Source organism: Micromonospora sp. NBS 11-29, assembly GCF_002140155.1.
Lineage (GTDB): Bacteria > Actinomycetota > Actinomycetes > Mycobacteriales > Micromonosporaceae > Micromonospora.
Map to the genome: position 1 here is coordinate 40,983 of NZ_NAPR01000028.1, position 11,727 is coordinate 52,709.

9 protein-coding genes are annotated in these 11,727 nt (G+C 76.0%); 4 read left to right on the forward strand and 5 right to left on the reverse strand.

Annotated features, from left to right (window positions below; translation table 11 throughout):
• Nucleotides 1-1,087: 1,087 nt before the first annotated feature.
• The 4 genes from B1205_RS33655 to B1205_RS26725 form a co-directional block, all read right to left on the reverse strand.
• A complete protein-coding gene (locus tag B1205_RS33655) occupies nucleotides 1,088-1,966 on the reverse strand; it encodes a thioesterase (protein ID WP_176308815.1) in 879 nt (292 codons plus the stop codon).
• Nucleotides 1,963-5,430 carry an AMP-binding protein gene (locus B1205_RS26715; RefSeq protein ID WP_089158140.1) on the reverse strand — a complete coding sequence of 1,156 codons (3,468 nt, stop codon included), beginning with the start codon at nucleotides 5,428-5,430 and terminating at the stop codon, nucleotides 1,963-1,965. The genes B1205_RS33655 and B1205_RS26715 overlap by 4 nt, the downstream gene beginning before the upstream one ends.
• A 326-nt stretch (nucleotides 5,431-5,756) precedes the next feature.
• Nucleotides 5,757-6,152, reverse strand: a complete 396-nt coding sequence (locus tag B1205_RS26720; RefSeq protein WP_089158116.1) for a DUF2267 domain-containing protein — start codon at nucleotides 6,150-6,152, stop codon at nucleotides 5,757-5,759.
• 126 nt (nucleotides 6,153-6,278) lie between these two features.
• On the reverse strand, nucleotides 6,279-7,679 hold the full coding sequence (locus B1205_RS26725; protein ID WP_254910237.1) for an MGH1-like glycoside hydrolase domain-containing protein: 1,401 nt from the start codon (nucleotides 7,677-7,679) through the stop codon (nucleotides 6,279-6,281).
• 144 nt (nucleotides 7,680-7,823) lie between these two features.
• On the opposite strand from B1205_RS26725, the gene B1205_RS26730 reads away from it, so the two are divergent.
• Complete coding sequence (locus B1205_RS26730; protein ID WP_089158117.1) at nucleotides 7,824-8,426, forward strand: class I SAM-dependent methyltransferase; 603 nt, start codon at nucleotides 7,824-7,826, stop codon at nucleotides 8,424-8,426.
• 13 nt (nucleotides 8,427-8,439) lie between these two features.
• Here B1205_RS26730 and eccB read toward each other — a convergent pair whose 3' ends face one another.
• Nucleotides 8,440-9,822 (reverse strand): type VII secretion protein EccB, encoded by a 1,383-nt coding sequence (gene eccB / locus B1205_RS26735; RefSeq protein ID WP_089158118.1) that lies wholly within the window; start codon nucleotides 9,820-9,822, stop codon nucleotides 8,440-8,442.
• A gap of 132 nt (nucleotides 9,823-9,954) precedes the next feature.
• Here eccB and B1205_RS26740 point away from each other — a divergent pair, with 132 nt between their 5' ends.
• The 3 genes from B1205_RS26740 (at nucleotide 9,955) to B1205_RS26750 (ending at nucleotide 11,606) form a co-directional block, all read left to right on the forward strand.
• Nucleotides 9,955-10,563, forward strand: a complete 609-nt coding sequence (locus B1205_RS26740; protein WP_089158119.1) for a class I SAM-dependent methyltransferase — start codon at nucleotides 9,955-9,957, stop codon at nucleotides 10,561-10,563.
• Nucleotides 10,564-10,642: 79 nt separating this feature from the next.
• On the forward strand, nucleotides 10,643-11,353 hold the full coding sequence (locus B1205_RS26745; protein ID WP_089158120.1) for a spermidine synthase: 711 nt from the start codon (nucleotides 10,643-10,645) through the stop codon (nucleotides 11,351-11,353).
• Nucleotides 11,354-11,426: 73 nt separating this feature from the next.
• Nucleotides 11,427-11,606 (forward strand): hypothetical protein, encoded by a 180-nt coding sequence (locus tag B1205_RS26750; protein ID WP_089158121.1) that lies wholly within the window; start codon nucleotides 11,427-11,429, stop codon nucleotides 11,604-11,606.
• Nucleotides 11,607-11,727: the final 121 nt, after the last annotated feature.

The window sequence follows — 11,727 nt, forward strand, 5'->3', positions numbered from 1 at the left end:
CGCAGCACCCCCAGGTACGCCTCGGCGAGCGCGTTGGCCAGCCAGCGGGCGGCGCGCAGCAGCACGTCGAGCGGGGCGGCCAGCTCGGCCAGCAGCGGTGCGCCGAACACCACGTCCAGGTCCCGGGCGGTGTCCTCGTAGCAGATGGTGCGGCCGGCGTACATCTGGCCGGCGCGGCGGACCGCCGGCACGCCGGTCAGCTCGGTGAACGTGGCGTCGAGCGCGTCGAGCGCGGCGCGCAGCGGCTCCGGGTCGCCGGCCGCGTCGGCCACCGCGTCGCGGGCGGCGCGCAGCTCGTCGAAGCCGGCCCGGGCGGCGGCGCGGGCCGGTTCGTCGCCGATCGCTGCGATCCGTTCGGTGAGCACCCGTTCGGCGTCCGGGCTCACCGGCAGCGCCGCGTCCCAGGTGATCAGCTCCCGCTCCACCAGCCGGTCGAGCAGCGCGTAGCCGTCCTCGGGCCGGCGCAGCCCGATCGCGGGGTCGGCGACCAGGTCGGCGGCGGCGCGGCGGCCGTCGGCGGCGCGCAGCAGCGCGGCCTCGACCGGGGTGAGCGTCAGCGGCGGGCGGCCGGGCCGCAGCACGGCCCGGTCCCGGATCGCCAGGTGGGGTCGCAGCGTCGGCGGCCACCAGCGGCGCACGGCCAGGTCCGCGCCGATCCGGTCGGCGTACGCGGCCAGCGCCCACGACTCGAACCACACCCAGCGCCGCCGGGTCAGCCCCGCGCCCGGGTCGACGCGGGCCACGTCCGGCTGGTCCGGGTCGACGGTGACCCAGCAGCTCGGGCCGAAGAAGCCGACGGTCTCGTTCTTACCGCAGTAGCGCTGCCAGTACTTCAGCAGCGCCCGCTCCCGGTCCCGACGGCGCACGTTGCGGGCCGCGTCGGCGCCGCCGCGCGCCAGCCCGTCCAGCGCGATGAGGGCGCCCCGGTTCTGCCAGGTGACCGCCTCGCGCAGCAGCGGGTCGGCGGCCAGCGCGCTGAGCCGCCCGGCGCCGGCGCGTACCGCCTCGTCGAACTCCTTGTCGAACCGGTCCGCGTCGCCGCCGGTGGCGAGCAGTTCGTCGGCGGCCGCGGCGGCCCGGGGCGCGGTCAGCAGTTCCAGCCCGTCGGCCGGGAAGCCGGTGGTCCGCAGCATCGCGTCGCGCCACACCGACCAGCCGGTGTCGCCGAGCGGAACCCGGTGCGCGCCGCCGACGGTCCCGCGATCGGCGGNGTGGCGACGCGGGTGCCCGGGGTGCCGGGCGCGACGGTCAGGTCGGCCCGGATCAGCGCGACCAGCTCGGCGAGCCGGTCGTGCAGGAAGAAGTGCCCACCGGGCAGCTCGTGCAGGGTGAACCCGGCTGCGGTGTGCTCGGCCCAGGCGGCGTGCTGCGCGCGGCTGACCGCCCGGTCCGTGGTGCCGGCGAACGCGACGATCGGCACCGGCAGTGGCTCGCCGGGGACATGGCGGTAGTCGTCGACCCGGCCGAGGTCGGCCCGCAGCACCGGCAGCAGCAGTTCCACCAGCTCCGGGTGGTCGAGCAGCTCGGCGGGGAGGCCGCCGCCGTCGTCGAGGCGGCGCAGCAGCTCGGCGTCGTCCGCCCGGGACAGCCCGTCGAACGGGCCGGACGCGGTGACGTGCGGGGCGCGGGCGCCGCCGACGTAGAGCCGCAGGGGCAGCGCACGGCCGGTACGGCGCAGCTCCCGGACCACCTCGAAGCCGAGGCGACCGCCCATCGAGTGGCCGTAGATCGCGTACGGGCGGTCGGCCCGGGCGGCGATGGCGTCGGCCACCTCGGCGACGGTGAAGCGTGGGTCCTCGGTGATCCGGTTCTCCCGGCCGGGCAGTTGCACCGGCAGCACCTCGACGTCCGGGCCGAACGCGGCGGGCCAGCGCCGGAACGCGCTGGCGCCCGCGCCGGCGTAGGGCAGGCAGAACAGGCGCACCGGCGCCTCGGGTCGGCTGCCGGTGGAGACGAACCAGTTCACCGCGGGCCTCTCTGCACGGGGTCGATCCAGTACCGGCGGCGCTGGAACGGATAGGTGGGCAGCCCGGTGCGCCGGACCGTGCCCTCGGGGTGCAGGGCGGCCCAGTCGACGTCGCGCCCGGCGACCCAGTCGGCGGCCGTCTCCCGCAGCGGCCCGGCGTCGCCGGCGATCCGGGCGTCGGTGTCGAGCAGCACGTCCAACGCCGACAGCGCGGCGGGCAGGTCGGTGGCGACCACCGCCGCCCGGTGCGCGAACGTCCGCCGGCCGAGCGCCAGCGTGGCGGCCACCTCCGGCAGCGCCGGGACGGCCCCGGCCAGGTGGGCGCGGAGCCGGGCCAACGCGGCCCGCAACGCCGCCGGGGTACGCGCGGAGACCGGCAGCAGCCACGGCCCATCCCCGGGCGGGGTGGCCGACTCGACCGGCGGTGGTTGTTCCACCAGCACATGGGCGTTGGTGCCGCCCAGGCCGAACGCGCTCACCCCGGCCACCCGGCGTCCACCGTCCGGCCAGTCCCGCGCCTTGGTGGGCACGTAGAACGGGCCGGCGGTCAGGTCGATCTCCGGGTGCGGGCGGGTGAAGTGCAGGTTCGGCGGGATCACGCCGTGCCGGACGGCGAGCACCGCCTTGATCAGCCCGGCGATGCCGGCCGCCGCGTCGAGGTGCCCGATGTTGGTCTTCACCGAACCCAACGCGCAGGTGCCGGCGGGCGCGGCGCCGGCGTACACCTCGTGCAGCGCGGCGACCTCGATGGCGTCGCCCAGCGGGGTGCCGCTGCCGTGCCCCTCGACGAGGCGGACCTCTCCGGGGGCGACCTCGGCGGTGGCGAGCGCGTTCGCCACCGCGGCGGCCTGCCCGGCCGGGCCGGGCACGGCGAACCCGGCCCGGTCCGGGCCGTCGTTGGTGACCGCCCACCCGGGCAGGATCGCGTAGATCCGGTCGCCGTCGGCCTGCGCGTCGGCGAGTCGGCGCAAGGCCACCACGCCCACCCCGGAGCCGAAGCCGGAACCGTCGGCGGCCTCGTCGAACGCCCGGCACCGGCCGTCCGCCGACGCGAGCCCGCCGGGGGTCGCCCGGTGCCGGGGCCAGGTCACGCTGACCCCGCCGGCCAGGGCGAGGTCGCACTGGTAGTCGGCGAGGCTCTGCGCGGCCAGGCAGACCGCGACCAGGGAGCTGGAGCAGGCGCTCTGCACGGCCAGCGCCGGGCCGGTCAGGCCGAGCCGGTACGCGACCTGCCCGGGCAGGTGGTCGGTGAACTGCCGGCCGACCAGTCGGGCCTCCCAGTCGTCGGGGTCGACGTCACCGACCACGGCCGGGTTGTCCATGAGGTGGAACAGGAAGTAGCGGTTGGCGGAGGTGGCGGAGTAGACCCCGACCAGCCCCGGGAAGCGGCCCGGGTCGTGGCCGGCGTCCTCCAGGGCCTCCCACGCGGCCTCCAGGAACAGGCGGTGCTGGGGGTCGGTGCGGGCGGCCTCGTCGGCGCCGAAGGAGAAGAAGTCGGCGTCGAAGTCGGCCACCCCGTCGAGCCGACCGGTCGCGCGCACGTACCGGGGGTCGGCGCGCAGCGCCGGCCCGACGCCGAGCGCGGCCAACTCCTCGTCGGTGTGGTCGTGCACCGAGTCCACCCCGGTGCACAGGTTCCACCAGAACGTGGCCACGTCGGGTGCGCCGGGGAAGCGGCCGGCGAGGCCGACCACGGCGATCTCGTCACCGGTGTGGTCACGCGCCCCGCCGACCGGCGCGGCCGGCGCGGGCAGCGCCGGGGCGCGGACCGCCTCGGGCGGTGCGTCGAGCAGCGCCGCCTGCGCGGCGACGGTGGGATGGTCGAACAGCCGCAGCATCGGCAGGCGGACGCCGAAGCGCTCGGCGATGCGCTGCTGCACCCGGCCGAGCAGCAGCGACTGCCCGCCGACGTCGAAGAAGCCGTCGGTGCGGCCGACCGCCGGGCGGCCCAGCACCGCGCACCAGATGTCGTGCACGGCGCGCTCGGTGTCGGTGGCCGGCGCCGCCCCGGCGGGCACCTCGGTGACCGGATCGGGCAGCGCCCGCTCGTCGACCTTGCCGGTGACGGTGAGCGGGAACTCGTCGACCAGGACCACCGCGCGGGGCACGGCGTAGTCGGGCAGGGCGGCGGCCAGCGCCGTGCGCAGCGCGACCGGGTCGGGGCGGGTGCCGGCCGGCCGGGCGTACGCCAGCAGCTCACCGTCGCGGACGATGGCGCGGACGGCGGCGACGCCGGGCCGAGCGGCGAGCACCGCCTCGATCTCGGTCAGCTCGACCCGGTGACCGCGCACCTTGACCTGCCGGTCGAGCCGGCCCAGGCAGACCAGTTCCCCGCCGGGCAGCCGCCGGCCCAGGTCCCCGGTGCGGTACGACCGAACCCCGTCGTCGTCCACGCCGAACCGGTCGCTGTCCTGGTTGAGGTAGCCGGGGGCGAGGTGCCGGCTGCGCACCACGATCTCACCGGTGTCCGGGGCGAGGTCGAGGCGGTAGCCGGGGAACGCGGTGCCGACCGGCAGCGGCCCGCGCGCGGCGGGGTCCACCTCGGACAGCGGCAGCAGGTGCCGGGCCGCGAACGTCATCTCGGTCGCCCCGTAACCGTTGACCAGCACGCAGTGCGGGGCGAACCGGTCCCGCCCGCGCGCCGCGTCGGCCCAGGTGGCCTGCTCCCCGCCGAGCAGCACCGCGCGTACGGCGGCCAGCCGTCGCTCGCCGAGCGTGTCGAGCAGGAAGCGGTAGACGGTGGGCGTGCAGTGCAGCACGGTGGCCCGGTGCCGGTCGAGCTGCTCGACGGCGTACGCGAGGCCCTGCCGGCGCAGGTCGACCGGGACGACCGCGGCGCCGGTGAGCAGCGCCGGGTAGAGGTCGCTGATGGCGGCGTCGAAACTGAACGAGGCGAGCAGGCTGAGCCGGTCGGTCGGGCCGACGGCGAGCGCGTCGATCTGGTTGTCGACGACGTGGGCCAGGTTGCGGTGGGTCTGCCCGACCGCCTTGGGCACGCCGGTGGAGCCGGAGGTGAACAGCACGTACGCCAGCGCGTCCGGGTCGGTCGGGACCGGGCGCAGCGGGGCCGGCGGCACCTCGTCCAGCGGCAGCACGGTACGCCCGTCGGCCAGCGACAGCGCCAACTCGCGGTGCTCGGCGGCGCAGACGACGGCGGCGACCTCGGCGGCGGCGACCATGTGCCGCAGCCGGGCGACCGGGAAGCCCGGGTCGAGCGGCACGTACGCGCATCCGGCGGCGAGCGTGCCGAGCAGCGCGGCGACGGTCGGCGCGCCGTGCGCGGTGAGCAGCGCGATCCGGTCGCCGGGCCGGAGACCGGCGGCGGTCAGCACGGCGGCGTGTCCCCCGGCCGCCTCGGCCAGCTCGGCGTAGCCGACCTCGTGGGTCTCGCCGAGAAGCGCCGGACGTCCACCGTGGACCGCTGCGACCGCACCGAAACGATTGATGATCATCGTCTCTGTCATGTCAGGGAGCGGGGTGTGCTCCACCGGCGACAGGCACGCAGCGATCGACGCATGTGATCATTGATCCCCCCCAGGACTTCACACTGGAAGCAGAATAGGGCTCAATCTCTCGATCGGAAGGGCATCGATTCGGGTCGAGCCGAAGGGGGGAGACCGGGTCAACCTCGGGCGGAGGAATTCGTCCGATCATCCCCCTGGTGCGTAGACCATTTTCGGCGTAGGCGGCTACTGGCGAGTTATTTTCCGGTGAAAATACTTCGAAGTCGTGGAATCTTCGCCTCGGCGGCCGCTTCGCCGCAGCTCAACCCGGGTCGCGGGGAGCCTGCTCAGACATCGTACGACGGGCGTGGAATGGGGTCCACCATCGCGTCGAAACCCTTGGGAAGCTGCGCCACGAGATCCTGGAACTCGCCGACCGTGACGGTTTCCCGCAGCGTGGCCAGCACCGCCCGGGTGCCCGTCTCGGCAACCGCCGGATCCACCGCGGCCCGCTCGGCCACCCGGAACAGGAAGTCCACCGCCGCGCCGGTCGCCCCCGCCCGGTCGGGCGTCGACAGATAGCCACCCACGTCGTCCGGCAACTGCGCGGCCAGGTCGGTCGACTCGTCCGCGGTGATCCGCTCGGCGAGCGTCTGCAACACCGCCCGGGAGATCGTCGCGGCCTGGTCCGCGGGAAGCTCCGCGCGTCGCGCCACCGCGTCGACGAACAGGGGAAACCGCACGCCACCCTCCCCTCGGTCGCCGACCCCGCGCCGACTACCCGCCTCCTCCCCCACCAAACGGTCGCCGCCCGGCCACCACATCCGCCGGCACGGCGGGCGGGNGCGACCCGGCCAGGTGCACGGCCGTCATCCCTCGGCGAGCGCGTCCAGCACCAGCGCGGCGGTCCAACTGAACGCCGGTGAGCCGAGACCGGCGCCGGTGTCCGGGTGGAAGTACTCGTGGCAGCCGGCGGTGTCGACCAGGTCGAGCAGCGACTCACGCAGGCCGGCGGCCAGGTCGACCCGACGGTGGGTGCGCAGCCCCTGCCAGAGCAGCCAGCCGGTGTTGAGCCAGCTCGGCCCGCGCCAGTAGCGCAGCGGCTCGAAGTCGGGCGCGGTGCGGTCATGGGTGGGCAGCGGCCGCGCCATCCGGGCGGCCAGGCCGAAGCGGGGCGAGCACGCCTCGGCCAGCACCGCCCGTACCTGCGGTTGCGGCAGGTCGGGCAGGGCCAGGGGCATCAGCCCGAGCACGGTACGGGCGGGCAGGAGCCGGTCGGTGCGGACGTCGCGCGGGCGGAACGTGCCGGCGACCGGGTCCCAGAGGCGGGCGACCAGCGCCTCGGTGATCCGGGCGGCCCGGTCCCGGTGCGGGCACGGGTCCGCGCCGACGACCGTGGCGATCCGGGCCAGCGCGTACTCCGCGACGCCGAGCGCGGCGTTGACCAGCGGGCACTCCACCAGGAACGGGTGCCGGCCGAGCAGCGCCTCGTCCCGGTAGCGGCCGGCGCGGTAGCTGTCCGCCAGGGCGACGTACCGCGCGTAGTCCAGGTCCGTGGGGCGGTGGGCGGCATCGGCGTACGCGGTGTCGTGCCGGCGGTACCCGCGCATCGCCGCCTCGTCGGCCGGCACCGCGGCCAGCGGGGCGTCCCAGGCGGGGCTGTTGTCGAGGCCCGACTCCCACGGGTGCACGATCGCGGCCAGCCCGCCCCCGCCGACGTCGCGCCGCCCGGTCAGGTAGCGCTGCTGGGCGACCAGCCGAGGGTAGAGCCGGCGCAGCGTGGCGACCGACGCCTCGGACGGCGCACGGCGGTGCACCAGCCAGGCGGCCGGGGCGTGCACCGGCGGCTGGACGATGCCGGAGGTCGCCATCGGCGGTGCGCCCTCGGCGCACGCCGAGTCCCAGAACTCCGGCCCGGGGAAGTAGGAGCCGACGCGCAGCGCCGGGTTGAACACGATGTGCGGCACCCGCCCGTCGACCCACTGCGCCGCGAACAGCGTGCGCAGTTCCCGCCAGGCCCGGTCCGGGCGGACGTGGGCCAGCCCGACCGCGATGAACGCCGAGTCCCAGCTCCACTGGTGCGGATAGAGCGTGCGCGAGGGCACGGTGTGGTCGTGTTCCCAGTTGGCGTCCAGCGTGGCCAGCGCGAGCCGGCGCAGGCGGGCGTCACGGTCCGCGCCGGCGCGAGTGCCGGCGGCCCGGCGTGGTGCGGCCCGGTCCAGGTGCCCGGCGGGGAGCACCTGCTCCTGGCCGACGAGTGGGATGTCCATGTCGAAACCTCAGCACCATGTGGAGGACGTCACCGCCGCCGCGATCCTAACCCAAAAATGCGCATATGTGACTAGATGAGGCGGATGATGATGCTCGTTCACACTTACCCGACCAGACCCGGCAAGATCAGTTACGGTGGTCCCATGGGCAAGCCGACCCGTTGGGTGACCGACACCGCGCCCGGCCACTCGCAGTGGTACGTCGACCGGTTCCGCCGCCTCGCCGCCGAGGGCGCCGACCTGGCCGGCGAGGCCCGGTTGATCGACGCGCTGGTGCCACCCGGCTCGCGGATCCTCGACGCCGGCTGCGGCACCGGCCGGGTGGCCGCCGCGCTGGTCACCCGCGGGCACACCGTGGTCGGCGTGGACGCCGACCCGGCGCTGATCGACGCGGCTCGCGCCGATCACCCCGGTTCCCACTTCCTGGTCGCCGACCTGGCCGAGTTGGACCTGCCCGCACAGGGCGAGGCCGAGCCGTTCGACGCGGCCGTGGTCGCCGGCAACGTGATGGCCTTCGTCGCCCCGGGCACCGAACGTGACGTGCTCGCCCGGATCGCCGCGCACGTCCGGCCGGACGGCCCGGTGGTGGTCGGGTTCGGCACCGACCGCGGTTACCCCGTCGCCGACCTGGACGCCGACGCGGTCGCCGCCGGCCTGCGCCCGGAACACCGCTTCGCCACCTGGGACCTGCGCCCCTGGCGCGACGACGCCGGGTTCGCGGTCACCGTGCTGCGTCGCCCCGCGTGAGTCGACGCCCCGCTCAGGCCGGGGTGGCCACCGTGCGGGCGGACCCGGGGTCCAGTGGGGTGCCGGCGGGAAGCAGGGCGACCAGACTCGCCGGCAGCCGCACCGGGCGCACCCCGGCGTAGCCGAGCATCCCCGGCACGTCCGCGCCGGCCAGCGCGTACCGCCGGCCGAGATCGGTGACCACGCAGACCGTGCCGCCGGTCGCGCCCGGGGCGGCCACCGCCTCCACCAGCGCGCCGCGCCCCGGCTCCACCACGACCTGGTCGGCGAGCCCACCGCGCCCGGCCGGCGTACGCGCGCCGGCGGCCGGGTCCGGCGCGGTGACGTCGAGGCGGATCCCGCGTACCCCGGTGTCGTCACCGGACCGCGCGCAGACCGCGCCGCCTTCGGCGGCGGCCAGCCGGGGCGGCACGGCCGGCGGCGCGGTCGGCCCGGCCGGCACCAGGTCGGGCAGCTTCGGCAGCGCGGCGAACCGGCCGAGCGTGATCGGCTCCGGCTCGCCCTGGCCGGTGCGCGCCAGCAGCAGCGCGGCCTGCAACTCGGTGATGCCGGCCAGCCCGTCCCGCGCGGCCACCGCGTACTGCCGGCCGCCCCCGGAGTTGCGCACCAGGTAGACGTCACCCACGGTGGCCCCGGTGACCCGCGCGGAGGGAGCGCCGAGGCCGCCCACCGATGGTGGGGCCAGGTCGGCGCCGGCCGGCACGGTGTTGAGCAGCGACGCCGCGACCGGGACGGCCCGCTCCCGGGTGGCGGCCAGCGCGGCGAGCACCCGGTCGGGGTCGCGCAGCGGATAGCGCCGGTCGTGCCAGAGCAGGTGCAGGCCGCCGTCCGGGTGGCGGACCAGCAAGCCCTGGTCGCCGAGCGCCCGGCCGCCGGTCGCCTCCCGCCCGATCAGCAGCGCCGAGCGGGCCTCCGGCCGGCCCGCCTCCGCGCTCACCGCCGAGCAGAGCGTCCAGCCGTCGCGGACCAGCCGGTTCGGCGCGGGCAGCGAGTCGGGGGCGTCGGCGATGCCGAGCGGCAGGCCGCGCGGCACCCCGTCGATGGCCCGGCGGGTGACCAGCACGGTCCTCGGCCGTTCCGCGCCGATGATCAGCAGCGCGGACGCGTAGTTCAACACCGGGTGCAGCTTCTCGTCGCGGTAGACGAACCGCGCGCCGGACTCCTTCTCCACGATCACCGCCCCCGTCTCCCGCCAGGAGCCGCCGCCGCCGGTGAACAGCCCGTGGAGCGCGACGCCGCCGAGCGCGATCGCCGCCACCAGCACGCTGGCCAGCCCCGCGCCGGCCAGCCGGCGAAACGGCGACCGCGCCGGGTCGGTCTCCCGCATGACCAGCGCGGCCACCGCCCGTTGAACGCTGAACTGGTACGAGTGGAGCTGGTCCTGCCGCGACGCCATCGGTCCCCTCCCCGCCGGGTTCACCGGCGCACAGGATAAGCGCTCCGTCGATCCCCCGGCGACCCTGCGTGTCCCGTCGGGGTCGCCGGTACGGTCACGGTGGCGGTGTGGGGCCGCCGAAGGGGGTGCACAATGGACAGCAGCGCCTGGGACGACCGGTACGCCAACGCGTCCGGGCTGGTGTGGAGCGCCGAGCCCAACCGTTTCGTGGTCGAGTCGGTCACCGGCCTGAGTCCCGGCTCGGCGCTGGACCTCGCCGCGGGTGAGGGACGCAACGCGATCTGGCTGGCCGCTCGGGGCTGGCGGGTCAACGCGGTGGACTTCTCGACCGTGGCCGTCGAGCGGGGGCGCGAGCTGGCCGCCGCGCGCGACGTGCAGGTCGACTGGCGGGTCGCCGACGTGACCGCGTACCGGCCGGTGCCGGGCAGCTACGACCTGGTGTTGATCTGCTACCTGCACCTGCCCGCCGGCGACCTCGCCGGGGTGCTCGCCGCCGCGCGGTCGGCGCTGCGCCCCGGCGGCACGCTCGTGGTGGTCGGCCACGACCTGGCCAACCTCTCCGGCGGCACCGGCGGCCCGCAGGACCCGAGCGTGCTGCTCACCCCGGAGGCGGTGGTCGACGGGCTGGCCGGGCTGCGGATCACGCGCGCCGACACGGCCCGGCGGCCGGTGCCGACCGCCGACGGGGGCACCGTCGACGCGCTGGACACCGTCGTGGTGGCGACGCGCCCCACCGGCTGAGGCGCTCCGCCGCCGTTCGCCGGGCCGCAACCGCGGCCGGCCGGTAGCATCCGGTGACGGATCGGCGGAGGGGACACGGGTGGGCGCGCGCTTCGAGGAACTGGCCTGGCGGGAGACCCCGATCGGCGAGATCAGCCTGCGTCGCCGCCGTGACCCGTCGCTGCGCGCCGACGTGTACGAGGTGAAGCTCGACGACGAATACCTGATGTCCAGCGCGTTCCCGGTGGCGGAGATCGAGCTGGCCCGGCTCGGGCTGGCCCCACTGACCGGCGGGACGCTCGACGTGGTGGTCGGCGGCCTCGGCCTCGGCTACACGGCGCGCACCGCGCTGGAGGACCCCCGGGTGCGGTCGCTGCTGGTGGTCGAGGCGATCGAGGACGTGATCGACTGGCACCGTCGGGACCTGCTGCCGTTCGCGGCCGGCCTCGCCGCGGATCCGCGTACCCGGTTCGTGCGGGCGGACTTCTTCGCCGCGGTCGCCGACGGCGGCTTCGACCCGGCGGAGCCCGGGCGGCGGTTCCACGCGGTGCTGCTCGACGTGGACCACTCCCCCCGCCAGGTGCTGCACCCGAGCCACGCGCCGTTCTACACGGTCGACGGGCTGCGCCGGCTGGCCGCGCTGCTGCATCCGGACGGGGTGTTCGCGCTCTGGTCGAACGACCCGCCCGATCCGGCGTTCCAGCGGACGCTGACCGAGGTGTTCCCGACCTCGGTGGCGCACGTCGTCCGGTTCCCCAACCCGTTGCAGGGCCGGGAGGCGGCGAACACCGTCTACGTGGCCCGGCACTGACCTCCCCGCCGGTGGCATGTCCGGCCGCGCAGTGGGAAAGCGCGCGGCCCACCGTACGACGGGAGGCTCTGACATGCGCGCGTTGCTCTGGGTGGTCGGCGTGGTGGCCGGCGTGCTGATCCTGCTGGGACTGCTGCTGGAGGCGGTGCGCTGGCTCGTCATCATCGGCGTGATCGCGCTCGTCGCCGTGGTCGTCTTCGCGATCGTGAAGACCCGGCGGGTGGTGACCCGCCACTCGGCGTCGCGCCGTTGAGGTCGGACCGATCGACACGTTCTGCTGAGCGCGAAGTGACCGATCACGATCCGCGCGGATCGGCCAGAATCAGGGGATGACGGACCCTGGACCTGAGGCGCCACAGTCGCGGCTCGCGAGC